The organism is Pseudomonas sp. MS646, assembly GCF_036693845.1.
Lineage (GTDB): Bacteria > Pseudomonadota > Gammaproteobacteria > Pseudomonadales > Pseudomonadaceae > Aquipseudomonas > Aquipseudomonas chlororaphis_E.
Map to the genome: position 1 here is coordinate 5,302,558 of NZ_CP144763.1, position 22,850 is coordinate 5,325,407.

A 22,850-nucleotide genomic window follows, 5' to 3' on the forward strand; every position below is an offset into this window, starting at 1 on the left:
CTAAAAAATCGCCTTGCGGCCGTGGCAAAACCGCGCCTAGACTGCGCCTGCACTGGACAAACCGGTAAGACCACAATAATGAAGTCCTGACGCCAACGGCCCTAAAGCCCAGCGGACACGGACACCGAACCAGGAATCCCTCCCATGCTCAAATGGTGCTCGCGGTCGATCTTCCTTCAAGTTGTCCTCGGACTGGTGCTTGGCATCGTCTGCGGGCTTACCCTTCCCGAATACTCTGCACAGCTCAAGCCCCTCGGTGACGGGTTTATCAAGCTGATCAAGATGCTCATCGGTCTGATCGTGTTCTGCGTGGTGGTCAGCGGCATCTCCGGTGCCGGCGACCTCAAGAAGGTCGGACGCATCGGCCTCAAGTCGGTCATCTATTTCGAAGTTCTCACCACCATCGCCCTGGTGATCGGGCTGGTGTTCGCTTTCACCACCGGCATCGGCAGCGGCGCCAATATCCACCTGGAGCAGCTCTCCAGCGCTGACATGGGTGACATCGCCCAGCGCGGCCAGCACATGGTCACCACCACCCAATTTCTGATGAACCTGATCCCGACGTCGGTGATCGGCGCCTTCGCGGAAAACAACATCCTGCAAGTGCTGCTGTTCGCGGTGCTGTTCGGCAGTGCGTTGAACCTGGTGGGGGACGCCGCCTCGGGTATTTCGCGCCTGATCAACGAACTCAGCCACGTGATTTTTCGCATCATGGGCATGATCGTACGCCTGGCGCCAATCGGTGTCTTTGGCGCCATCGCCTTCACCACCAGCAAATACGGCCTGGATTCGCTGCAGCACCTGGGCAGCCTCGTCGGCTTGTTCTACCTGACCTGCATCGCCTTCGTCGCGGTCATCCTCGGGCTGGTGATGCGCGCGTCGGGGCTGCCCATGCTGCCGTTCCTCAAATACCTGCGTGAAGAACTGCTGATCGTGCTCGGCACCGCTTCGTCAGACGCCGTGCTGCCGCAAATCATGCGCAAGCTCGAACACCTCGGCATCGGCAGCTCGACCGTGGGCCTGGTCATCCCAACCGGCTACTCGTTCAACCTGGACGGCTTTTCGATCTACCTGACCCTGGCCATCGTCTTCATCGCCAATGCGACCGGCACGCCGCTGGCCATGAGCGACCTGCTGACCATCCTGCTGGTGTCGTTGATCACCTCCAAGGGCGCCCACGGGATTCCAGGTTCGGCGCTGGTTATCCTGGCGGCCACGTTGACGGCGATCCCGGCCATCCCGGTGGTTGGCCTGGTCCTGGTGCTGGCGGTGGACTGGTTCATGGGCATCGGGCGCGCCCTGACCAACCTGATCGGCAACTGCGTGGCCACCGTGGCCATCGCCCGCTGGGAAAAAGACATCGACGTACCGCGGGCCCGCAAGGTGTTGTCCGGCCAGCAAGGCTATACCTTCCAGGCCCGAAAACCGGTGGGCAGTGCTCATCACCAGCAATTCTGAAAGACTGCGGCGCCGGCCCGCGAACCGGCACCGCCTGATGATTTCCAAGGAGCCCCATGTGATCAGTTCATCAACCGTCGTCAACTCGGTCGTGGAGAAACTCCGCGCCGCCCTCGCCCGAGGCCAATGGCGCTCCGGCGACATGCTCCCGGGCCAGCGCGAACTGGCCGAGCAACTGGGCATCAGCCGGCCCAGCCTGCGCGAAGCGGTGATTGTGCTGGAAACCCTGGGCTTGGTTCGCTCGATGCCCGGCAAGGGCGTCGTGGTGCTGGAGGCCAATTTCAGCGATGCCGGCGGTGACAGCAGCGCCATGGCCGGCGCCAGTCTCGAAGACCTGCTGCAACTGCGCTACACCCTTGAACCCTTCATCGTTGGCCTGGTGGCCCAGTCCATCAGCAGCAAGGAAGTCGGCCAGTTGCGCCTGACCCTGATGGACATGCGCGAAGCCCTGGAAGCCAATGACAGCGACGCCTGCGCCAACGCCTACATCGCCTTCCACGAGGAACTGTTCGCCCTGACCTCCAACCCGATTTTCCAGAACGTGGTGCAGCAGACCAGCAACGCCCTCAAGCAGAGCGCCGATGTGTTGCGCAACTCGCCCGAACACCTGGCCGAGCGCCTGGAAGAGAACGAAGCGGTGGTGCGCGCCATTCGCGCCAAGAACAGTGCCCAGGCCAGCGCCGAGATGCGGCGGCACATCCTGCGGGAAGGCCAACGCATGGGCATCGAACTGAATATCCCGGACGACAACCTCGGCACTTGAGCCACGGCCTGCGGAGATCGCCATGAACAACCTCGCTTCCCATCAGCACCAGCGCAGCGTACTTGCCTCCCTGCCCTTGCCCGGCCGGGTCGGCAAGCCGTCGGTGGACGATATCTACCCGCGGATCTTCGACGCCATTCTCGACCAGCGCATTGCCCCGGCCAGCCGTTTCACCGAGGAAAGCCTGGGGGATGTGTTCGGCGTCAGCCGCAGCATCATTCGTCGCGTCCTGGCGCGCCTGTCCCATCAGCAGGTGGTGATCCTGCGCCCCAACCACCGGCCCCAGGTCGCGGCACCGGACCTCGAACAGACCCGGCAAATCCTCCATGCCCGCCGCCTGGCCGAACACACCCTGGTGCGCCTGGCCTGCAAGGCGCCACACCCCAGGGACCTGCAAGGCCTGCGCGAACTGGTGGACCGCGAACGCCAGTGCCTGGACCGCGGCGAACGCGGCCCGGCGATACGCCTGTCCGGCGAGTTTCACCTGCAACTGGCGGCCATGGCTGGCAACGCACCCTTGGCGCAGTTCCTCGGCAGCCTGGTGCCATTGACCTCGCTGGCCCTGGCCCGGCATGAGGTCAAGTCACGCCGGCACTGCGCCTGGCAAGAACACCTGGCCATCGTGGACGCCGTGGAAAACGGCGACGTCGATGAAGCCATGCGGCTGATGGACGAGCACCTGGACCATCTCGAACAGAAGTTGCTGATGGCCGCCGGCGCCGGATCGTCAACTTAGCGCGGCGTCGAAGCCTGCGCGGATCTTCTCTTCGGGCAGCTCATCGGCGATGAACACGATCACGCTCTCGCGAGGCTCATCGGGGGCCCATTCGGTGTCCCAATCGAAACCGTAGAGCTTGAGCACGCCCTGGAACACCAGCCGACGAGGTTCACCGGCGATGTTCAGCACGCCCTTGTAGCGCAGCAGTTGCTTGCCGTGCTCCTCCAGCAACTGGTTCATGAATGCGCTGAGCTTGTCGATATCCAGCGGCTTGTCGGTACGCAGCACCAGGCTGCTGATGCGATCGCCCGGGGTCGCCTTGCCGACCGGGCGCAGGCTGAACCCGGCGCCCAGGTCCGCATTGAGGTTGAAGCCGCGGATGTCGAGCAGCTCGGCCAGGTCGATCTTGCCGTGCTCCACCACCCGGATGGGCGCTCGCCGATTGATCCGCGCCAGACGCTCGCCGAGGGCCTCGACCTGGGCCGCGTCCACCAGGTCGGTCTTGCTCAGGAGCAAGCGATCGGCGAACCCGACCTGGGCCTGGGCGATGGCCTGGGTCAGGTGCAGGTCGGCGTGGGCGGCGTCTACCAGGGTCAGGATGCCGTCGAGGATGTAGCGCTCGCGCAGGTCTTCGTCGATGAAAAACGCCTGGGCCACTGGCGCCGGATCGGCCAGGCCGGTGCACTCGATCACCAGGCGATCGAAGGCGATCGCGCCGCTGTCCAGCCGTTCGAGCAGCAGGTACAGGGCCTTGGTCAGGTCGGTGTGAATGGTGCAGCACACACAGCCGTTGGCCAGGGTCATGACCTGCACCGGCTCGTCGCCCAGCAGTTGGGTGTCGATGCCAGCATCGCTGAATTCGTTCTCGATCACGGCAATTTTCAGGCCGTGCTCGGCCTTGAGCAGATGACGCAGCAGCGTAGTCTTGCCAGCGCCGAGGAAGCCACTGAGGATGGTGACCGGGATGGGAGAGGACAAACAGAATCTCCTTGATGCGGATTTTTGTGGGAGCGAGCCTGCTTACGACAGCAGAGGGTCAGTCAACCTCTTCATCGACTGACCCACTGCATTCGCGAGCAAGCCCGCTCCCACACAGGGAATCTGTGACGGACACACATCTTGTGCCCCACCAAATAACTCTGTGGGAGCGGGCTTGCCCGCGAAAGCGGTGGGTCAGCCGACCTCTTCATCGACTGACCCACCCTCTTCGCGAGCAAGCCCGCTCCCACAGGGGGTACCTCAGGGCTGCCGGGTCAGCAGCACTTGGGCCCGGCCTTGCCGCCGTAACGGGCTTCCTGGCGTTCGCGGAAGAACGTCTCGTAGTCCATCAGCGGCTTGTCCGGGTGCTGGGTCTGCATGTGCTCGACGTAGTTGTCGTAGTCGGGCATGCCGACCATCAGGCGGGCGGCCTGACCGAGGTATTTACCCAGGCGACTCAAGTCATTGAACATCGTTGCAATCCTCGTTTCAGGCGTCCGGCAGCGCTTGGAAAGGCGCTTCCTTGTCCGTGCGTTCCTTCGTGCCCCAGGCGGCGATGCCGACCTTGAGCGCGTAGAACAGGATGCTGAAGACCACGAACAGGAACAGTGCCGTCAACGTCGCGTTGGTGTAGGCATTGAACACCACGTGCTGCATCTGCTCGATGCTCTTGGCCGGGGCCAGGACTTGCCCGGCGGCCAGCGCCTCGTTGTATTTGCGCGCCAGGGCCAGGAAGCCGATCGCCGGGTTGGCGTCGAACAGCTTGATCAGGCCCGCGGTGGTGGTGCAGATCAGCAGCCAGGTCGCCGGCAGCAGCGTGACCCAGACGTAGCGCTGGCGCTTCATCTTGATCAGCACCACGGTGGCGAGCATCAGCGCGATACCGGCCAGCATCTGGTTGGAGATGCCGAACAGCGGCCACAAGGTGTTGATGCCGCCCAGCGGATCGATCACGCCCTGATACAGCAGGTAACCCCACAGCGCCACGCAACCGGCGGTGGCGATCAGGTTGGCGGTCCAGGATTCGGTGCGCTTGAGGGCCGGCACGAACGAGCCCAGCAGGTCCTGCAGCATGAAGCGCCCGGCACGAGTGCCGGCGTCCACCGCGGTGAGGATGAACAGCGCTTCGAACAGAATCGCGAAGTGGTACCAGAACGCCATGGTGTTCTCACCCGGCAGCACCGAGTGCAGGATCTGCGCGATGCCCACCGCCAGGGTCGGCGCGCCGCCGGCACGGGCCAGGATGGTGGTCTCGCCGATGTCCTTGGCCACGGCCTGCAGGGCGTCCGGAGTGATGGCGAAGCCCCAACTGCTGACGGTCTGCGCCACGGCCACCACGTCGCCGCCGACGATGGCCGCCGGGCTGTTCATGGCAAAGTACACGCCCGGCTCGATCACCGACGCGGCAACCATCGCCATGATCGCCACGAAGGACTCCATGAGCATGCCGCCGTAGCCGATGTAGCGGGCGTTGGTTTCGTTATCCAGCAGCTTGGGCGTGGTGCCCGAGGAAATCAGCGCGTGGAAACCCGAGACCGCGCCACAGGCGATGGTGATGAACAGGAACGGGAACAGGCCGCCCTTCCACACCGGGCCCAGGCCATTGGTGAACTGGGTCAGCGCCGGCATTTTCAGCTCAGGCATGGTGACCAGGATGCCGATCGCCAGGGCGACGATGGTGCCGATCTTGAGGAAGGTCGACAGGTAGTCCCGCGGTGCCAGGATCAGCCACACCGGCAGCACCGCGGCGACAAAGCCGTAGCCGATCAGCATCCAGGTGATCTGGATCCCGGTGAAGGTGAAGGCCTTGGCCCAGACTGGGTCGGCGGCGATCTGCCCGCCGAGCCAGATCGACCCCAGCAGCAACAACACGCCGATCAGCGAGATTTCGCCGATGCGGCCCGGGCGGATGTAGCGCATGTACAGGCCCATGAACATCGCGATCGGGATGGTCGCCATCACCGTGAAGATCCCCCACGGGCTCTCGGCCAGGGCCTTGACCACGATCAGCGCCAGCACCGCGAGGATGATGATCATGATCAGGAAACAGCCGAACAGCGCGATGGTGCCGGGAATGCGGCCCATTTCCTCGCGGACCATGTCCCCCAGGGAGCGCCCGTTGCGGCGGGTGGACAGGAACAGGACCATGAAGTCCTGCACGGCCCCGGCCAGCACCACGCCGGCGATCAGCCAGAGCGTGCCGGGCAGGTAGCCCATCTGCGCGGCCAGCACCGGCCCGACCAGCGGCCCCGCGCCGGCAATGGCGGCGAAGTGGTGACCGAAGAGGATGTGCTTGTTGGTCGGGACGAAGTCCAGGCCATCGTTGTTGAGCACGGCAGGCGTGGCCCGGCGCGCATCGAGTTGCATCACGTTGTTGGCGATGAAGAGGCTGTAGTAGCGGTAGGCGACCAGGTAGATGGCCATGGCTGCGACGACGATCCAGAGGGCGTTGATGGCTTCGCCGCGGCGTAACGCGACGACGCCCAGCGCGCACGCGCCGACGACGGCCAGCAGGAGCCAGGGGATATGGCGCAGCAGGCTATTATTGTTTGTCATTTTTATATTCCAGCCAGGGGTGGACAAGAAGACAGCTACCGGAGTTTAGCGCTAACCCGGGCAAAGGCCATACCCGACATTCGTCTGTCGCCGGCCGAACGGTGATGAAGACGCGCAGGTTGGGTCTATAGTCAGTGAATCTTCAAAGAGGATGGGTCATGAGCGAACGCCGCCGCTTCGTACGAATCGAGTTTCACGCCAGGACGGAACTGAGCCAGGGCCCCTTTATCTGGCCAGTGGAGTTGCTGGACCTGTCCCTCAAGGGCCTGCTGATCAAAAAACCCGAGCCCTGGCTCGGCAACCCGGAAGAACCCTTCGTGGCCGATGTCCACCTGAGCAATGAGGTGGAGGTGCGCATGGAAGTTCGATTGGCCCACGACGACCATGGCCACCTGGGTTTTGTCTGCGAACACATCGACCTGGATTCGATCGCCCACCTGCGGCGCCTGGTGGAGCTGAACCTGGCCGACCATGACGAACTGGAACGGGAGTTGGCGGCATTGATCCAGGTCTGAGCCCCACGCCACAGATTCATTTGCTCAAAATGGGCACTGCAAAAGCCTGGGCTTATTCGAACAACGAATCCAACGCCTGCTCCAGGCGTGTCACGGCAATAATCTGCAACCCTGCCGGGGCTTCCTTCGGGGCATTGCCCTTGGGCACGATGGCGCGCTTGAAGCCGTGCTTGGCCGCCTCCTTGAGTCGCTCCTGCCCGCTGGGCACCGGCCGGACTTCACCCGACAACCCCACTTCACCGAATACCAGCAGGTCGTGGGGCAGCGGTCGATTGCGCAGGCTCGACATGACCGCCGCCATCAAGGCCAGGTCGGAGGCGGTTTCCAGCACCTTTACCCCGCCCACTACGTTGAGGAAAACATCCTGGTCATGGGTCGGGATCCCCCCGTGCCGGTGCAGCACGGCCAGCAGCATGGCCAGTCGGTTCTGATCCAGGCCCAGGGTCACGCGGCGCGGATTGGCCAGGTGGCTGTCGTCCACCAGCGCCTGCACTTCGACCAACATCGGGCGCGTCCCCTCCCAGGTCGCCATGACCACGCTGCCCGGCACTTCTTCCTGGGCACGGGTCAGGAAGATGGCCGACGGGTTGGAGACCTCCTTCAGGCCCCGGTCGGTCATGCCGAACACTCCCAGCTCATTGACCGCGCCAAAACGGTTCTTCACCGCCCGCAGCAAACGCAGGCGGCCATCGGACTCGCCTTCGAAATACAGCACGGTATCGACCATGTGCTCCAGCACTCGCGGTCCCGCCAGCGCGCCTTCCTTGGTGACGTGGCCCACCAGGAAAATCGCCGTGCCGCTCTGTTTCGCGTAGCGCACCAACAGCGCCGCGCTTTCGCGCACCTGGGACACGCCGCCCGGCGCCGATTGCAGTTGTTCGGTGAAGATCGTCTGGATCGAGTCGATCACCATCACCTTGGGTTTTTCCAGGCGCGCCGTGGCGATGATGGTTTCGATGCAGGTCTCGGTCATGACCCGCAACTGATCCTGGGGCAAGCCCAGGCGCCGGGCACGCATGGCGACCTGCTGCTGGGATTCCTCGCCGGTGACGTACAGCGCCGGCATGCGCGTGGCGATGTTGCACAGGGTCTGCAGCAGGATGGTGGACTTGCCGATGCCCGGGTCGCCCCCGATCAGCACCACCGAGCCGTCCACCAGGCCGCCTCCCAGCACCCGATCCAATTCCCCGGAGGCCGTGGAGAAACGCGGGATTTCTTCGACACTGACTTCGGCCAGGGTCTTGATCTGGGCCTGCTGGCCGGCCCACCCCGTACGCCCGGCAGGCGCCGCCGCACCGCCGCTCTCCACCATGGTTTCAGTCAGGGTGTTCCAGGCTCCGCACTCACCGCACTGGCCGGCCCATTTGGGAAAGGTCGAACCGCACTCGGTGCAGCCGTACATGCGCTTTGCCTTGGCCATCTGAACTCCGGGGTAAAAATCGCGATGATAGCTCAGGCGAGCATCAGCGCGGGGCCGGCATTCTGATTTCACCACGGGCCAGGTCCGTCGCGCTATTGCCCAGCGGGTCCCGGGCTTGCAGGTCGGCGCCCTTGGCCTTCAAGGCCTCCAGCAGTTCATCACGCTTGAACAGGCCGGCGTACATCGCTGCGGTCTGCCCCGCGCCATTGCGTTGGTCGGGGCTGCAATCGGTGGACAGCAGGCGCCGGGCGATCTGCACTTCGCCCTTGAAGATGGCGCCCATCAGCGCGGTGTTGCCGCGCTTGTCCTGGGCGCAGGCATCGGCCCCGGCGGCCAGCAGCCGCTCCACCGCCGGCCCTTGGCCGTGGTAGGCCGCGAGGATCAGCGCGGTGTAGCCCTTTTCGTCCTGGGTATCGAGCGCGTAGCCGGCGTCGATGAAGGCATCGAGCATGGGCACGTCGCCCCGGCGGGCGGCGTCGAAGTAATAGGTTTGCAACTCGGCCTGCACGGCCGCCGGGTCGGTGGGCAGGGGCTCATCGGCCAGTGCGGCGAGTGAGCAGATGGCGAGCAGTGAACACAGGAAATAGCGCATCGTCATGTCTCCTTTTGACACAAGAGCATGGAAACAAAGCACGCTCGCGAGCCAGTGGCTGCATCGCGGCTTTGCTCCCACTCGTCATGTGCCTGATCAGTCAGCCAGCTTTTCCGCCAGCGCCTTGACCCGGGCCAGGTCGCCTTTGGCGACACGGGCCACGCCGGTGCCGTACTCAGGGTCTGCCTTGTAGAGGAACGACAGGATGATGTGCTTGCTCTCGTCGTCGGTGGTGGCCAGGGACCCACCGAAATTCTCGATCAGGTCGTTGCGTTCCTTCTGGTTGAACGAGCGGTACAGGTCACCGGCCTGCTTGAAGTTCTGCTCGCGCTGGATCTTCGCCTGCTGGGTGCTGCCCGTCAGCACCGTCTGGCTGTAGCGCGCCGCAGGTTGTTCGTCCCGAGGCGTCAGGCGGCTCGGCTGGTAGTTCACGCCGGTGCTGGTGCTACCAGGGTTCATGGCACCGTCCTGGTTGCCGTTGTTCACCGCCACCTTGGGTGCGTTGATCGGCAATTGCAGGGCGTTGGCGCCTATGCGGTACATCTGTGTATCGGCGTAGGAGAACACCCGCCCCTGGAGCAGGCGGTCTTCCGAAGGCTCGATGCCCGGGACGAGGTTGGCCGGCGCCATCGCCACTTGTTCGGTTTCCTGGAAGACGTTCGCCGGGTTGCGGTTCAAGACCATCTGCCCGACCTTGCGCTCAGGCACACCGGGCCAGATCTTGGTGGCGTCCAGTGGGTCGAAGTCAAACTTGGCCAGGTCTTCCGGCTTCAGCACTTGGACATACAAGTCCCACTTTGGAAAATCGCCTTTATTGATGTGAGTGACCAAGTCATTGGTCATATGGCTGTAATCCTGACCTTGAACTTTCACGACTTCTTTCGGATCGAGATTTTTCAACCCCTGCAAACTTTTCCAATGAAACTTGACGTAATGAACTTCGCCTTTGGCATTGATCAGTTTGTAGGCGTGCACGCCATTACCGTCCATTTCACGATAACTGGCCGGTGTCCCGGAGTTGGAATACAACTCGGTCAGGGTGCGGGTGGATTCTGGAACATGAGAGAAGAAATCGAAGCGACGTGAATCATCGTCCAGGTTGGTCCGTGGGTCGGGCTTGAACGCGTGGACCATGTCGGGAAACTTGATGGCATCGCGAATGAAAAAGGTCGGGAAGTTGTTGCCCACCAGGTCCCAGTTACCGTCCGCCGTGTAGAACTTGGTGGCGAAACCACGGGGGTCGCGCAGGGTTTCCGGAGAATGATTGCCATGGACCACCGCCGAGAAACGCACGAACACCGGCGTGACCTGGCCGCCGGCAAAGACCTTGGCCTTGGTCAGGTCGCTTAGGTCATCGGAGACCGTGAAGGTGCCATGGGCCCCGGTGCCCCGGGCATGCACCACGCGTTCCGGGATGCGTTCGCGGTCGAAGCGCTGGAGCTTCTGGATCAACTGCACGTCTTGCAACAGGGTCGGCCCGTTGGGGCCAGCGGTTTGCGAGTTCTGGTTGTCACCGACCGCCGCGCCATTATCACGGGTCAGGGTGGCGGCATTGACGGACAAGGACAGCAGGCTGGCGGTCAGCACAAAAAACGCGCGACGGTGGGAAAAAGCCCCGCGGCCAAGTGAGGTATTCATAGGCGTGTTCCTCTGATGTTGTAGAGCGCATCCAGGTGCGCCTGTCAGAGGCTAGTGCCCGAAAAACCAAAACCTAAATAGAAATCCCGTACCGCTTCGATAGAAAAAACGTTGTGGGGAATCGGTTTCAAACCACGTATCACGCGCGATTGGTGGCACTTTGTAAACTTTTGACCTGGGGCCGGGTCGATAACTAAGCTTCTAAGCAGGCGTTTGCGCAAGACACGCCAGGCTGATTTACACTGCCACTCACCCCTCACCTGCCACAAGGAATAACACATGGGCGTGCTAAGCGAGTTCAAGGCCTTCGCGGTCAAAGGCAATGTCGTCGACATGGCCGTCGGGATCATCATCGGTGCCGCCTTCGGCAAAATCGTGTCGTCATTCGTTGGCGATGTGATCATGCCGCCGATCGGCATGCTGATCGGCGGGGTGGATTTCAGCGACCTGGCCATTACCCTCAAGGCCGCCCAAGGTGACGCGCCGGCGGTGGTATTGGCCTACGGCAAATTCATCCAGAGTGTCATCGACTTCATCATTGTCGCGTTCGCCATCTTCATGGGCGTCAAGGCCATCAACCGCCTCAAGCGCGAAGAAGCCGTGGCCCCTAGCGCCCCCCCTGTCCCGAGCAAGGAGGAGTTGCTGCTGAGCGAGATTCGCGACCTGCTCAAGGCACAGAACGAGAGGCCTTGAGCGGTCTTGTTCCTATAGGAGCGGGCTTGCGCGTGAAAGCGTGGGTCAGTTTGCGGTGATGTCGACCGTGCCGACGTCGTCGCGCAAGCTCGCTCCCACGGGTTTCATGTCGAACCTCTACCAGTAATTCTCCACCGCCACCTGGCCGGGTCGGCGGGTCAGGCTTAACTGCAGGCCCCTGGCCTTGAGCAACTGGCGCGTGTCGTCGATCATCTGTGGGTTGCCGCAGAGCATCACGCGCGAATGCTCCGGCGTCAGTGCCACCTCCGCCGCCCGCTCCAGCTCGCCATTCTCGATCAACGTGGTAATACGCCCATTGAGCGCGCCCGGATGCTGCTCGCGGGTGACGGTGGCGATGAAACGAAACTTGTGCGCGTACTCGGCCAGGTATTCACGCCGGGGCAACGCTTCGATCAGGTCCCGATACGCCAGCTCCCGCGCTTCACGCACGCTGTACACCAGGATGATGCGTTCAAATTTCTCCCAGGCTTCGAAGTCCTGGAGGATCGAAATGAACGGGGCCACGCCCGTCCCCGTGGACAGCAGCCACAAGTCGCGGCCATCGGAGAAGCGGTCCAGGGTCAGGTAGCCAAACGCCTGGCGATCCACCAGCAACGTGTCGCCCGGCTGCAACCGGCTGAGCTCGCTGGTGAACTCGCCATTGGGCACCACGATGGAAAAGAATTCGAGGAACTCATCGAACGGCGAAGACACCATGGAGTAGGCCCGCCAGACGGTACTGCCGTCCGCCTTGGTCACGCCCAACCGGGCGAACTGACCGGCGCGGAAGCGAAAGCCGCGATCTCGCGTCGTACGCAAGGTAAACAAATGAGGGGTCAATGTCTGGACATCGAGCAGGGTCTGGCGGGTGAACTTCTCTGCACTGTCGCTCATGCGTCACTCCAATGGAACCAGTGCACAGTGTCCCGCAAATGGACGATCGCCACCACCGTCGCGAGGTAGTAGCAATTTAATAGCCATGTAGCCGCGCCGACCGCGAACACTCCGTGAACTTGTACAAAGTTACAAACGCTGTAAAAACAACCGACTAGGAAGTTTACTTTTTAAACACCTTACACTGTCAGTAAACTAAAAAAATTCCACTGCAAATCAGGAATAGTCCTACACTGAAATTTCGCATCATGGATTGGATCCGCATGGACGAATCAACCCAGGAGAAAGCGATGGACAATTGGAAGGACTCGCAGCTGAGAAAACTGTCCTGTGAAAAAGACCTGCAGGCGGCCTATCGTCTGGTCCTGAATTTCTTTAACAATCAGGGGTTTGAATATTGTGCGTTCGCCAGCTATCACGGCAGCCCCGATAAGCACACCAACAAGGTCAACCTTAATAACTACCCTTATGGCTGGGACCGGTTCTATGAGCAAAACGGCTATGCCTCGCAAGATCCGTTAGTAGCACATTGCAATCAATCAATGATCCCCATTCTCTGGAGTGAAACAGTCTTTGCCAAAGCGCCGAAGTTATGGCGCGAACTTAATCGACAGGGACTCAAGTACGGCTGGACCCAGGCCGTCCATGATGAACAGGGCACCCATTGCAGCCTGTTCAGCCTGGCCAGGTCTCATTACCCCATCGATATCGACGAGCATTACGGCAACCTCGGTTATGCGATTTTCGCCAGCCAACGGCTGCATGCCCTGGCCAGCAAGAAGTTATCCGACACTGTCACCAGCAAGCCGAGCGTTCACCTGTCGCCCAGGGAAATCGAAGTGTTGAAGTGGTCCGCCGAAGGCAAGACAGCATCGGAAGTGGGCAGGATCCTTTGCCTTTCCGAACGCACCGTGAATTTCCACGTGTGCAGTTGCATGCGCAAACTGAATGTCAGCAACAAGATCTCCGCCGTCGCCAAGGCCGCCCACATTCACGTGATCTGACATGCCGTGTGACCTGACCGGCCAGGAAAAACCCGCGGGCAATACGAGGCAAAAAAACGTACCATTTACGGTTCCACTTGAATGATGCCGCTCCATCTGCGCGACGTAGTTCATTCAGGCGGTCCCGCCCAGACTCCTACCCCAGGCAGCGGGACATCCACCGATCTCCAGAGTCCCAGCCATGCCCCTGCTCGACAGCCCCTTCGCCCAGCTCGACCTGATCCGCCAGCCCGAACAGCAGAACGAACCGCTGCAAGCTTTTGACGCGGCCGACGAATACCTGCTCGCCCACCTGGCCGAACAACAGCCCACGGCGCAGACCCGGGTCCTGGTGCTCAATGACGGTTTCGGCGCACTGGCCGCCAGCCTGGCCGGCAAGGTGGCCGTGACCAGCAGCGGCGACTCATTCCTGGCCCTGCAGGCGCTGGAGAAAAACCTGGTGCGCAACGGCCGGCCCTTCGATGCGGTGCCGACAGTGCCCGCCAGCGAAGCGTTGACCGGCCCCTTCGACCGTGTGCTGATCAAGGTGCCGAAAACCCTGGCGCTGCTGGAAGAACAATTGATCCGTCTGCAAGGGCAACTGGCGCCCGGCGCCCAGGTGATTGCCGGGGCCATGATCAAGCACCTGCCTCGCGCCGCCGGCGACTTGCTGGAGCGCTACATCGGCCCGGTGCAAGCGTCCCTGGCGGTGAAAAAGGCCCGCCTGTTGATCGCCACGCCAGAAGCCAAGGCGCCGGTCGTGTCACCCTACCCCACCCGCTACTGGCTCGACGAACCCCACATCGAGCTGCGCAACCACGCCAATGTGTTCTGCCGCGAAGGCCTGGACATCGGCACCCGCGCCTTCCTGCCGCACCTGCCGAAGAATCTCGGCACGGCCGAGGTCGCGGACCTGGGCTGCGGCAACGGCGTGCTGGCCATCGCCAGCGCCCTGCAAAACCCTGAGGCCCGCTACACGCTGGTGGATGAGTCGTACATGGCCGTGCAGTCGGCGGCCGAAAACTGGGCCGCCGCCCTGGGCGAGCGCGAGGTGACGCTGCGCGCCGGCGACGGGCTTGCCGGGCAACCGGCGCAGTCGCTGGACGTGGTGCTGTGCAATCCGCCGTTCCACCAGCAGCAGGTCGTGGGGGATTTCCTCGCCTGGCGCATGTTCCAGCAGGCGCGCGAAGCCTTGGTCGTCGGCGGTGCCCTGTACATCGTCGGCAACCGACATTTGGGTTATCACAGCAAGCTGGCCCGGCTGTTCCGCGGCGTCGAGCAAGTGGCCGCGACGCCGAAGTTCGTCATCCTCAAGGCCCGCAAGTAACCACCACGGGAACTCAGTGGGTGGTCAGGCCGGCGGCGTTCATGAACATCCGCATCAGGCTGGCCACGATGAACAGCGCCAGCACGCTGCCGGCCCAGATCATCGCCAGCCAACCCAGCCGCTGCCACAAGGGCTTTCGCTCGGCCGCCTCGATGTCCTTCAAGTCAGGTTTGGCCATGTGCATGCCTCGCAGGTCGGTCAATGGTAGCCGTCGTCATGGGTCACCTTGCCGCGGAACACGTAGTAGCTCCAGAAGGTGTACACCAGGATCAACGGAATGATGAACAACGTGCCGACCAGCATGAAGCCCTGGCTCTGGGGCGGTGACGCGGCGTCCCAGATCGAGATGGACGGTGGCACGATGTTCGGCCACAAACTGATGCCCAACCCGCTGTAGCCGAGGAAAATCAGCACCAGCGTCAGGATGAACGGCGTGTAGTGGGCGTTGCGGGCCACCGCGCGGAACAGCCCGTACATGGTCACCAGCACCAGGATCGGCACCGGCAGGAACCAGAACAGGTTCGGCAGGGTGAACCAGCGCGCGGCAATGTCGGCATGGGCCAGCGGTGTCCAGAGGCTGACAATGCCAATCACCGCCAGCACCACGAACGCCAGCGGCCTGGCCAGATCGTGCATCTGCTCCTGCAACTTGCCTTCGGTCTTCATGATCAGCCAGGTACAGCCGAGCAAGGCGTAGGCGGCGATCAAGGCCAGGCCGCAGAACACGGTGAACGGCGTGAACCAGTCCAGGGACCCGCCGGCGAACTGGCGATTGACCACTTCGAAGCCGTCGATGAACGCCCCCAGCGCCACGCCCTGGAAGAAGGTCGCCGTCAGCGAACCGCCGATGAAGGCCTTGTCCCACAGGTGCCGCTTATGCGTCTTGGCCTTGAAGCGGAACTCGAAGGCCACGCCCCGGAAGATCAGGCCGATGAGCATCAGGATCAATGGCAGGTACAGGGCCGACAACACCACCGAATAAGCCAGCGGAAACGCCCCGAACAGCCCTGCGCCGCCCAGCACCAGCCAGGTCTCGTTGCCGTCCCAGACCGGCGCAACGGTGTTCATCATGACGTCACGGTCGCGCTCGCCCTTGATGAAGGGGAAGAGAATGCCGATCCCCAGGTCGAAACCGTCCATGATCACGTACATCATGATGCCGAAGATGATGACCACGGCCCAGATCAGCGGAAGATCAATACCCATGGTTCAATTCTCCTTGTTCGCGCGGTCGTTGTGGTCCATGTCGTCGTCGCCTTCGTCGGCGGCCGACAAGGGTCGGGCCGGGGTGCGTTTCTGGCCTGGGCCACCGTCGCTCGGCTCGGCTTCGTGGGCCTCCGGCCCCTTGCGCACCAGGCGCATCATGTAGCTCAGCCCAGCGCCGAACAGCGCGAAATACACCACGACAAACAGCACCAGGGTGATGCTCATCTGCGCGACGCTGTGGCCGGATGAAGCATCGGCCGTGCGCATCAGGCCGTAGACGACCCACGGCTGGCGGCCGATTTCGGTGGTGAACCAGCCCGCCAGGATCGCGATCAACCCGGACGGCCCCATCCACAGCACCATGTGCAGGAAAGGCCGGGATTGGTAGATCCGGTCATTGCGGCGCAGCCACAAGCTGCACAGGCCGGTGAAGATCATCAGCAGGCCCAGGCCCACCATGACCCGGAACGACCAGAACACGATGGTCGAATTCGGACGATCCTCGGGTGGAAACTCCTTGAGGGCCGGCACCTGCTTGTCCAGGCTGTGGGTCAGGATCAGGCTGCCCAGGTAGGGAATTTCCACAGCAAAACGGGTCTTCTCCGCCTGCATGTCGGGCAGGCCGAACAGGATCAGCGGAGTCGGCTCGTTGCCGACGTTTTCCCAGTGGCCTTCAATGGCCGCGATCTTCGCCGGTTGGTGCTTGAGGGTGTTGAGGCCGTGGAAGTCGCCGATCACTGCCTGTATCGGCGCCACCAGCAAGGCCATCCACATCGCCATCGACAGCATCCGGCGGATCGCCGGGGTGTCACGGCCGCGCAGCAGGTGCCAGGCCGCCGAAGAGCCAACGAAGAACGCGGTAGCGACGAACGCCGCGGTCGACATGTGCAACAGGCGATAAGGGAATGAAGGGTTGAACACCACCGCCAGCCAGTCCACCGGGATCACTCGCCCGTCGACGATCTCGTAGCCCTGCGGGGTCTGCATCCAGCTGTTGGAGGACAGAATCCAGAACGTCGAGATCAGCGTGCCGATCGCCACCATGACCGTGGAAAAGAAGTGCAGGCCACGGCCGACGCGGTTCCAGCCGAACAGCATCACACCGAGGAAGCCGGCTTCGAGGAAGAACGCCGTGAGCACCTCGTAGGTCAGCAGCGGCCCGGTCACCGCCCCGGCGAAGTCGGAGAACCGGCTCCAGTTGGTGCCGAACTGATAGGCCATGACCAACCCGGACACCACGCCCATGCCGAAGTTGACGGCAAAGATCTTCGACCAGAAGTGGTACAGGTCACGGTAGGTGTCGTCTCGGGTCTTGAGCCACAGGCCTTCGAGCACCGCGAGGTAACTCGCCAGGCCGATGGTGATCGCCGGAAACAGGATATGGAACGAGATGGTGAACGCGAACTGGATTCGGGCGAGATCGAGCGCCTCCAAACCGAACATAAGTCTTCCTCTGTCAGGTAAAACCGGCTGCGGGCGGGGCTTGCATCACCGCCTCCAGGGATATGGAGTGCGATGCTTTTCAAATCGTTCTTTTTAAACCGTCACAACGCAGGATTCTGGCCGGATGGCCGCCAGCCCAGCACCCGGCAGGGTATTGATCTGGATCAAGCAATGATCAAAGAGTAGTCGCATTATGGCCGATGGACGGCGTGGTCTTTTGTCGCGTGACAGGTTGACTCAGCGACAATTGATAGCATCCGACCGGGGCACCATCAGCCAACCGTGGCGAGGCCACCTCGGAAGGCGCTCTGGGCAAAATCGATGTTTGGCTAACTATTTTTCCCACCACCGCAACTTCCGGTTACAGCTCGGTGATAATCTCATTGCCTTCATCACCGGACCTCTTCCAGATGCCCAGCCAAGCGCCGCTGCTGCTCCGTCACCATCGTCCCTTCATTGCCTTCTGGCTGGCCCGGATCTTCACCGCCAGCGGCTTCCAGATGCTGACCGTGGCCATCGGCTGGAACCTCTATCAACTGACCGGCAACGTCCTGGACCTGGGGCTTGTGGGTCTGGTGGAATTCGCGCCGCGCGTGCTGTTCATGCTCCACACCGGGCACGTGGCCGATCGTTATGACCGGCGCAAGGTCGCGGCCCTCTGCCAGTCGTTGCAGGCGATGATCGCCCTGGCGCTGGTGATCGGCAGCGCCACCGACAACGTCACGCGGGAGATGATTTTCATCCTCGCCTTCCTGCTCGGCGCCGCCCGCTCGTTCGAAATGCCGACCACCCAGGCACTGCTGCCGAGCATCGTGCCGGCCGCGCTGTTTCCACGGGCCGTGGCCGCCGCCCAATCGGCCCAGCAGTCAGCCACCATCGTCGCCCCGGCCCTCGGCGGCCTGCTTTATGCCTTCGGCAGCGTCTGGGTCTATGGGCCGACCGTGCTGCTCTACGTCATCGCCTGCTGCCTGATGCTCAATCTCCCGGCCCGGCAAACCCCGTTGAACAAAGGCAAGGCGACGATGGACTCGTTGCTGGCCGGGATTCGCTTCATCCGCAGCCGCCCGGATATCCTCGGGGCGATCTCCCTGGACCTGTTCGCGGTGTTGCTCGGCGGTGCGACGGCGCTGCTGCCGGTATTCGCCAAGGACATCCTGCTCACCGGTCCCTGGGGCCTTGGGCTGTTGCGTTCGGCGCCCGCGGTCGGGGCCTTGCTGATGTCGTTGTGGTTGGCGCGGTTCGCCGTGGAGCGCAAGGTCGGCCGGGTGATGTTCACCGCCGTGGGCGTGTTCGGCGTCGCCACCATTGCCTTCGGCCTTTCGACGTCGTTCTGGTTTTCCCTGGCGGTGCTGGTGGTGCTCGGCGCGGCGGACATGATCAGCATGGTGATCCGCGCCTCCTTCGTACAACTGGAAACCCCGGACGAAATGCGCGGCCGCGTCAGCGCGGTGAACGGGTTGTTCATCGGCGCCTCGAACCAGTTGGGCGAGTTCGAGTCCGGCCTCACTGCCCACTGGTTCGGCACGGTGCCGGCGGTGGTCATGGGCGGTGTCGGCACGCTGCTGGTGACCGGGGTCTGGATCAAGCTGTTCCCGACCCTGGCCCAGCGCGACCGGATGCACGAGCCGGTCGCCGAGGCGACACCCTAGGCTCTGTCTGAAAAGCCTTGATACTCGTTCATGCTGCGTTGAAAACCGGCTCGGAATGCTCATTTACTCCAGTAAAGTCGAGCGCGACCCCGGCCGTTCCTCGCCGGTTTTCGCCTTGCCTGACCTTCGTCTCAAGACTTTTCAAACAGACCCTAGAGCAACGTGTCGAGGGTGATGGGGAAATCCCGCACCCGCTTGCCGGTGGCGTGGTAGATCGCATTCGCCACGGCCGCCGCCACGCCGACGATGCCGATTTCTCCCACGCCCTTGGAACCGAGCGCGTTGACGATCTCGTCCTGCTCGTCGACAAAGATCACTTCGATGTCGCCGATGTCCGCGTTTACCGGCAGGTGGTACTCGGCCAGGCTGTGGTTCATGTGCCGGCCCAAGGCGTGGTCGGTGAGGGTTTCCTCGTGCAGGGCCATGCCGATTCCCCAGACCACGCCACCGAGGATCTGGCTGCGCGCGGTTTTCGGGTTGACCACCCGCCCGGCGGCGATGGCGCTGACCACCCGGCTGACCTTCACCGTGCCCAGGTCTTCATCCACCCGGACTTCGACAAACACCGCCGAGTGCGTCGCGGTGGCGTAGGCCTTGCGCTTTTCATCCGGCTCGGCGGTGACTTGGGCTTGCACGGGTATCTCGGCGCTTTTTCTTGCCAGCGCCGCCAGGGCGACCTGAGCCTCGCCAAAGCGCAGTTGCCCATCGGCGAAGGTGACTTGCTCAAGGGTCGCACCGCTGAAATCCGGACAGGTCTGCCAGGCCACGGCCAGCAGTTTCTCCTTCAGTGCTTCGCAGGCCTGCTGCACGGCCGTGCCGACCGATGACACGGTGAACGAGCCGCCTTGCAGCGGCGCGGTCGGCAGTGATGAGTCACCGAGGACAAAGGTGATGTCTGCCACGGGCACGCCTGACGCCTCGGCGGCGATCTGGGTCATGACCGTGTAGGTGCCGGTGCCGATGTCCGTGGTGGCGCTGCTGACCGTGAGTTTGCCGTCCGCGTCCAGGGACGCCCGGGCGCTGGCCTTCTGCTGCATGGCTTCCCATACGCCGCCGGCCATCCCCCAGCCCACCAGTTGCCGGCCTTCACGCATGCTGCGCGGCTCGGGGTTGCGCTTGTCCCACCCGAAGCGACGAGCCCCCTGGGCGTAGCACTCGCGCAGCTCCTTGCTGGAGTACGGCTTGTCTTCGTTTTCGTTGCGCTCGGCGTAGTTGTTCAAGCGCAACTGGACGGGATCGATCGCCAGGGCGCAGGCCAGTTCATCCATGGCGCACTCAAGGCCGATCAACCCGAGCGCGGCACCGGGGGCGCGCATGTCCAGCGGCGTGTAGACGTCCAGCGGCACCAGTTTGTAGCTCAGCTCGACGTTGTCGCAGTGATAGAGCATGCCGCTCCACTCCACCACGTGTTCGGTGAAATCCTCGAAACGCGAGGTCTGGCCGACAGCACTGTGCGCCACCGCCAGCAACCGCCCATTGGCCGCGGCTCCCAATTGCAGACGCTGGAACGTGCGCGGCCGGTAGCCGAAGGTGAACATCTGCTGGCGGGTCAGGCTGACCCGCACCGAACGCTTGAGGGCTAGCGCCGCCATCACCCCCAACGCCAATTGATACTGCGGCCGCAGCCCTGAGCCAAAGGCGCCGCCGACGAACGCGGCAAACACGCGGACCTGGTCTTTCTCCAGGCCGAATACCTTCTGCACATAGGCCTGGCAGTTCTGCGTGCCTTGGGTCTTGTCATGGATGTGCAGGCTGCCGTCAGGCTGATACAGCACGGTGCAGGCATGAGGCTCCATCGGGTTGTGGTGTTCGATCGGTGTGCTGTAGGACACATCCACACTCAGCGCCGCACTGGCGTACTCGCCCTGGAAATTTCCACGGGGCTTGGGCAGTTCGGCCGGTGCCGGATAGGCCTCGCCTTGCAGGAGGGCCAGGTCGGTCTGATGGTCCTGGACCTCGTATTCGATCTCGACCAGCGAGCCGGCATAACGGGCCAGTTCGAGGTTCTGCGCAACCACCAGGGCCAGCGGCTGGCCGCTGTAGAGCACCTCGTCGTTGTACAGCGGTCGGAACGGCGAGCCATCCGCCGCGTCGGCGTCCTGGTAGGGCTCATCGTAGCTGGCGACCCGGGGCCGGTTGGTATGGTCGATGACGGCGACGACGCCAGGCAGCGCCAAGGCTTTGGAGGCGTCGATGCGCAGCACCCGGCCGCGGGCGATGGTGCCCGACACGACACTGCCGTACAGCAAGCCGTCTTCGGGGTATTCGCCGGCATAGCGGGCCTGGCCCGTCACCTTGAGCAGGCCATCGACCCGGTCCAGTGGCTGCCCTATGGATTTGCTCGGAGCATTCATTTGGCTTGCCCTCCCAGTGCGGCATCGCTCAAGGCGCGCACGATCGCCCGGCGCGCCAACCTGACCTTGAAGCCGTTGTGTTCCAGCGGTTCAGCGTTTTGCAGCAGCGCGTCGGCAGCGGCGGTGAAGGTTTCGCGGCTGACGGTCTGGCCGCTCAGCCAGCTTTCCACCGCCCGGTCGCGCCAGGGCTTGTGCGCTACGCCTCCCAGGGCCAGGCGCGCCTGGCGGATCACCGGTCCGTCGAGTTCCAGCGCCGCCGCCACCGACACCAGCGCAAAGGCATAGGAGGCTCGGTCACGGACCTTCAGGTAGTGACTGTGCTCGGCAAAACCAGCGGCCGGCAGTTCGATGGCGGTGATCAGTTCATCGTCGGCCAGTTGGTTATCCCGCTCCGGGGCATCGCCGGGCAGGCGGTGGAAGTCGGCGAACTCGATGGTCCGCGCCCCGCCCCGGCCCAGCACATGGACCACCGCTTCCAGGGCCGCCAAGGCCACGCACATGTCGGACGGATGCGTCGCGACGCACTGGTCGCTGGCACCGAAAATCGCGTGGATCCGGTTCAGCCCGCTGCGCGCCGGGCAGCCGCTGCCAGGCTGGCGTTTGTTGCACGGCACGTTGGCGTCGTAGAAGTAGTAGCAGCGGGTGCGTTGCAACAGGTTGCCACCGGTGCTGGCCATGTTGCGCAGTTGCGGCGAGGCGCCCGCCAGGATCGCCTGGGACAGCAGCGGGTAGCGGCGCTCGATCCACGGATGCCAGGCCAGGTCGGCATTGCTCACCAAGGCGCCGATCATCACCCCACCCGATGGGGTTTCGCTGAGGTCCGCCAGGGGCAGCCCGGTGATGTCGATCAGGTGCGCCGGGCGGGTGAGGTTCTCCTTCATCAGGTCCAGCAGGTTGGTGCCACCGGCGATGAAGCGCGACACCGGGCTCGACAGGTCGATGGCAGCCTGCACGGTCTCAGGCTTGCTGTATTGAAAGGGGTTCATTGCTCGCCCTCCGGTGCCTGGGGTTGCGGGCAAAGCGGCAAGGCTTCTTCGATGGCGTCGCGGATGTTGTTATAGGCACCGCAGCGGCAGAGGTTACCGCTCATCAGTTCACTGATCTGCGCGCCGGTCTGCGCCCGGCCCTCGTTGGCCAGGCCGACGGCCGAACAGATCTGCCCCGGCGTGCAGTAGCCGCACTGGAAGGCATCATGAGTGATGAAAGCCTGCTGCATGGGGTGCAACGCGTCATCGCCGGCCAAGCCTTCGATGGTGGTCAATTCGACGCCGTCGCACATCACCGCCAGGGTCAGGCAGGCATTGATGCGTTTGCCATCGCGCAACACCGTGCACGCGCCGCACTGGCCGTGGTCACAGCCTTTCTTGCTGCCTACCAGGTCCAGTTGCTCACGCAGCAGGTCCAGCAGCGTGGTCCAGGGCAATACCTGCAGCTCGCGCACCTGGCCATTGAGTGTCAGGCGGATCGGATGACGGACGAAGGACGCCTGCGTCGCTTCGGACAGGGTCGCGCTCATAAACACCTCACGGTTGGTCGTACACTCGCGGCGTTTTGGGAAACCGCCGTCATAAGGGGTACGACTTCGGGGGGCGGTGAGCGTTCAAAGGCGTTCGTGAAGGCGAACAGGCGCGGCAAAGCGCACCTTTATGTCGCTCAAGTGCGG

General features: G+C 63.1%; 21 protein-coding genes. 8 read left to right on the plus strand and 13 right to left on the minus strand.

Going from position 1 to position 22,850, the window contains the following annotated elements; genetic code table 11:
* Positions 1 to 144: 144 nt before the first annotated feature.
* The 3 genes from V3H56_RS23395 to V3H56_RS23405 are packed head-to-tail and all read left to right on the plus strand — an operon-like array spanning position 145 to position 2,957.
* The gene (locus tag V3H56_RS23395) at positions 145 to 1,458 is read left to right on the plus strand and encodes a C4-dicarboxylate transporter DctA (protein WP_042730729.1); all 1,314 of its coding nucleotides are present in this window, start codon (positions 145 to 147) and stop codon (positions 1,456 to 1,458) included.
* 58 nt (positions 1,459 to 1,516) lie between these two features.
* Positions 1,517 to 2,221 (plus strand): FadR/GntR family transcriptional regulator, encoded by a 705-nt coding sequence (locus V3H56_RS23400; RefSeq protein WP_042730730.1) that lies wholly within the window; start codon positions 1,517 to 1,519, stop codon positions 2,219 to 2,221.
* A 22-nt stretch (positions 2,222 to 2,243) separates the two neighbouring features.
* A complete protein-coding gene (locus tag V3H56_RS23405) occupies positions 2,244 to 2,957 on the plus strand; it encodes a GntR family transcriptional regulator (protein WP_042730731.1) in 714 nt (237 codons plus the stop codon).
* Here the strand turns inward: V3H56_RS23405 and yjiA are convergent.
* The 3 genes from yjiA to V3H56_RS23420 form a co-directional block, all read right to left on the minus strand.
* Entirely contained in the window at positions 2,949 to 3,917 is a 969-nt protein-coding gene (yjiA, locus tag V3H56_RS23410; protein WP_047736297.1) for a GTPase, read from the minus strand. The two genes, V3H56_RS23405 and yjiA, sit on opposite strands and share 9 nt — an antisense overlap.
* 275 nt (positions 3,918 to 4,192) lie before the next feature.
* The gene (locus V3H56_RS23415) at positions 4,193 to 4,390 is read right to left on the minus strand and encodes a YbdD/YjiX family protein (RefSeq protein WP_042730733.1); all 198 of its coding nucleotides are present in this window, start codon (positions 4,388 to 4,390) and stop codon (positions 4,193 to 4,195) included.
* 16 nt (positions 4,391 to 4,406) lie between these two features.
* Positions 4,407 to 6,473: a carbon starvation CstA family protein gene (locus V3H56_RS23420; RefSeq protein WP_338473911.1), complete on the minus strand. Its 2,067-nt coding sequence runs from the start codon at positions 6,471 to 6,473 to the stop codon at positions 4,407 to 4,409.
* Positions 6,474 to 6,631: 158 nt separating this feature from the next.
* Between V3H56_RS23420 and V3H56_RS23425 the strand changes: the two genes are divergently transcribed.
* Positions 6,632 to 6,988 carry a PilZ domain-containing protein gene (locus V3H56_RS23425; protein ID WP_047736299.1) on the plus strand — a complete coding sequence of 119 codons (357 nt, stop codon included), beginning with the start codon at positions 6,632 to 6,634 and terminating at the stop codon, positions 6,986 to 6,988.
* Between the two features lie 52 nt (positions 6,989 to 7,040).
* On the opposite strand, the gene radA is transcribed toward V3H56_RS23425, so the two are convergent.
* From radA to katB, 3 genes are all read right to left on the minus strand, one after another.
* Positions 7,041 to 8,408, minus strand: a complete 1,368-nt coding sequence (gene radA, locus V3H56_RS23430; protein ID WP_047736300.1) for a DNA repair protein RadA — start codon at positions 8,406 to 8,408, stop codon at positions 7,041 to 7,043.
* Positions 8,409 to 8,451: 43 nt separating this feature from the next.
* Positions 8,452 to 9,000: an ankyrin repeat domain-containing protein gene (locus V3H56_RS23435; protein WP_338473912.1), complete on the minus strand. Its 549-nt coding sequence runs from the start codon at positions 8,998 to 9,000 to the stop codon at positions 8,452 to 8,454.
* A gap of 96 nt (positions 9,001 to 9,096) precedes the next feature.
* The gene (gene katB, locus V3H56_RS23440; RefSeq protein WP_053144265.1) at positions 9,097 to 10,638 is read right to left on the minus strand and encodes a catalase KatB; all 1,542 of its coding nucleotides are present in this window, start codon (positions 10,636 to 10,638) and stop codon (positions 9,097 to 9,099) included.
* A gap of 279 nt (positions 10,639 to 10,917) precedes the next feature.
* On the opposite strand from katB, the gene mscL reads away from it, so the two are divergent.
* The gene (gene mscL / locus V3H56_RS23445) at positions 10,918 to 11,331 is read left to right on the plus strand and encodes a large-conductance mechanosensitive channel protein MscL (protein ID WP_047736302.1); all 414 of its coding nucleotides are present in this window, start codon (positions 10,918 to 10,920) and stop codon (positions 11,329 to 11,331) included.
* 117 nt (positions 11,332 to 11,448) lie between these two features.
* Here the strand turns inward: mscL and V3H56_RS23450 are convergent, their stop codons facing one another.
* On the minus strand, positions 11,449 to 12,225 hold the full coding sequence (locus V3H56_RS23450) for a ferredoxin--NADP reductase (RefSeq protein WP_338473913.1): 777 nt from the start codon (positions 12,223 to 12,225) through the stop codon (positions 11,449 to 11,451).
* 263 nt (positions 12,226 to 12,488) lie between these two features.
* Between V3H56_RS23450 and V3H56_RS23455 the strand changes: the two genes are divergently transcribed.
* Positions 12,489 to 13,229, plus strand: coding sequence for an autoinducer binding domain-containing protein (locus tag V3H56_RS23455; protein WP_234407976.1), 741 nt, complete (start codon positions 12,489 to 12,491; stop codon positions 13,227 to 13,229).
* A gap of 181 nt (positions 13,230 to 13,410) precedes the next feature.
* The gene (locus V3H56_RS23460) at positions 13,411 to 14,535 is read left to right on the plus strand and encodes a methyltransferase (RefSeq protein ID WP_047736303.1); all 1,125 of its coding nucleotides are present in this window, start codon (positions 13,411 to 13,413) and stop codon (positions 14,533 to 14,535) included.
* Between the two features lie 13 nt (positions 14,536 to 14,548).
* Here V3H56_RS23460 and V3H56_RS23465 read toward each other — a convergent pair whose 3' ends face one another.
* The 3 genes from V3H56_RS23465 to V3H56_RS23475 are packed head-to-tail and all read right to left on the minus strand — an operon-like array spanning position 14,549 to position 17,184.
* Positions 14,549 to 14,719, minus strand: coding sequence for a DUF2474 domain-containing protein (locus V3H56_RS23465; RefSeq protein ID WP_080922111.1), 171 nt, complete (start codon positions 14,717 to 14,719; stop codon positions 14,549 to 14,551).
* A gap of 14 nt (positions 14,720 to 14,733) precedes the next feature.
* Positions 14,734 to 15,741: a cytochrome d ubiquinol oxidase subunit II gene (cydB, locus tag V3H56_RS23470; RefSeq protein ID WP_338473914.1), complete on the minus strand. Its 1,008-nt coding sequence runs from the start codon at positions 15,739 to 15,741 to the stop codon at positions 14,734 to 14,736.
* A 3-nt stretch (positions 15,742 to 15,744) separates the two neighbouring features.
* The gene (locus V3H56_RS23475) at positions 15,745 to 17,184 is read right to left on the minus strand and encodes a cytochrome ubiquinol oxidase subunit I (RefSeq protein WP_042730951.1); all 1,440 of its coding nucleotides are present in this window, start codon (positions 17,182 to 17,184) and stop codon (positions 15,745 to 15,747) included.
* A 410-nt stretch (positions 17,185 to 17,594) separates the two neighbouring features.
* On the opposite strand from V3H56_RS23475, the gene V3H56_RS23480 reads away from it, so the two are divergent.
* Entirely contained in the window at positions 17,595 to 18,833 is a 1,239-nt protein-coding gene (locus V3H56_RS23480) for an MFS transporter (RefSeq protein ID WP_042730952.1), read from the plus strand.
* Positions 18,834 to 18,985: 152 nt separating this feature from the next.
* Here V3H56_RS23480 and V3H56_RS23485 read toward each other — a convergent pair whose 3' ends face one another.
* Genes V3H56_RS23485 through V3H56_RS23495 form a run of 3 tightly spaced genes read right to left on the minus strand, consistent with a single transcriptional unit; the run spans position 18,986 to position 22,703 of the window.
* On the minus strand, positions 18,986 to 21,187 hold the full coding sequence (locus V3H56_RS23485; protein WP_047736304.1) for a xanthine dehydrogenase family protein molybdopterin-binding subunit: 2,202 nt from the start codon (positions 21,185 to 21,187) through the stop codon (positions 18,986 to 18,988).
* Complete coding sequence (locus tag V3H56_RS23490) at positions 21,184 to 22,173, minus strand: xanthine dehydrogenase family protein subunit M (protein WP_047736305.1); 990 nt, start codon at positions 22,171 to 22,173, stop codon at positions 21,184 to 21,186. Before V3H56_RS23490 ends, V3H56_RS23485 begins: the two co-directional genes overlap by 4 nt.
* Positions 22,170 to 22,703, minus strand: coding sequence for a (2Fe-2S)-binding protein (locus V3H56_RS23495; RefSeq protein WP_047736306.1), 534 nt, complete (start codon positions 22,701 to 22,703; stop codon positions 22,170 to 22,172). Before V3H56_RS23495 ends, V3H56_RS23490 begins: the two co-directional genes overlap by 4 nt.
* Positions 22,704 to 22,850: the final 147 nt, after the last annotated feature.

What these genes read in the sequence shown, in the direction of transcription:
- V3H56_RS23490 (WP_047736305.1), bottom strand. Translation starts at nt 22,173, where the DNA reads ATGAACCCCTTTCAATACAGCAAGCCTGAGACCGTGCAGGCTGCCATC.
- V3H56_RS23395 (WP_042730729.1), top strand. Translation starts at nt 145, where the DNA reads ATGCTCAAATGGTGCTCGCGGTCGATCTTCCTTCAAGTTGTCCTCGGA.
- V3H56_RS23475 (WP_042730951.1), bottom strand. Translation starts at nt 17,184, where the DNA reads ATGTTCGGTTTGGAGGCGCTCGATCTCGCCCGAATCCAGTTCGCGTTC.
- V3H56_RS23460 (WP_047736303.1), top strand. Translation starts at nt 13,411, where the DNA reads ATGCCCCTGCTCGACAGCCCCTTCGCCCAGCTCGACCTGATCCGCCAG.
- V3H56_RS23455 (WP_234407976.1), top strand. Translation starts at nt 12,489, where the DNA reads ATGGACGAATCAACCCAGGAGAAAGCGATGGACAATTGGAAGGACTCG.
- V3H56_RS23450 (WP_338473913.1), bottom strand. Translation starts at nt 12,225, where the DNA reads ATGAGCGACAGTGCAGAGAAGTTCACCCGCCAGACCCTGCTCGATGTC.
- V3H56_RS23465 (WP_080922111.1), bottom strand. Translation starts at nt 14,719, where the DNA reads ATGCACATGGCCAAACCTGACTTGAAGGACATCGAGGCGGCCGAGCGA.
- radA (WP_047736300.1), bottom strand. Translation starts at nt 8,408, where the DNA reads ATGGCCAAGGCAAAGCGCATGTACGGCTGCACCGAGTGCGGTTCGACC.
- V3H56_RS23425 (WP_047736299.1), top strand. Translation starts at nt 6,632, where the DNA reads ATGAGCGAACGCCGCCGCTTCGTACGAATCGAGTTTCACGCCAGGACG.
- mscL (WP_047736302.1), top strand. Translation starts at nt 10,918, where the DNA reads ATGGGCGTGCTAAGCGAGTTCAAGGCCTTCGCGGTCAAAGGCAATGTC.
- V3H56_RS23405 (WP_042730731.1), top strand. Translation starts at nt 2,244, where the DNA reads ATGAACAACCTCGCTTCCCATCAGCACCAGCGCAGCGTACTTGCCTCC.
- V3H56_RS23435 (WP_338473912.1), bottom strand. Translation starts at nt 9,000, where the DNA reads ATGCGCTATTTCCTGTGTTCACTGCTCGCCATCTGCTCACTCGCCGCA.
- V3H56_RS23480 (WP_042730952.1), top strand. Translation starts at nt 17,595, where the DNA reads ATGCCCAGCCAAGCGCCGCTGCTGCTCCGTCACCATCGTCCCTTCATT.
- katB (WP_053144265.1), bottom strand. Translation starts at nt 10,638, where the DNA reads ATGAATACCTCACTTGGCCGCGGGGCTTTTTCCCACCGTCGCGCGTTT.
- V3H56_RS23420 (WP_338473911.1), bottom strand. Translation starts at nt 6,473, where the DNA reads ATGACAAACAATAATAGCCTGCTGCGCCATATCCCCTGGCTCCTGCTG.
- V3H56_RS23415 (WP_042730733.1), bottom strand. Translation starts at nt 4,390, where the DNA reads ATGTTCAATGACTTGAGTCGCCTGGGTAAATACCTCGGTCAGGCCGCC.
- V3H56_RS23485 (WP_047736304.1), bottom strand. Translation starts at nt 21,187, where the DNA reads ATGAATGCTCCGAGCAAATCCATAGGGCAGCCACTGGACCGGGTCGAT.
- cydB (WP_338473914.1), bottom strand. Translation starts at nt 15,741, where the DNA reads ATGGGTATTGATCTTCCGCTGATCTGGGCCGTGGTCATCATCTTCGGC.
- V3H56_RS23495 (WP_047736306.1), bottom strand. Translation starts at nt 22,703, where the DNA reads ATGAGCGCGACCCTGTCCGAAGCGACGCAGGCGTCCTTCGTCCGTCAT.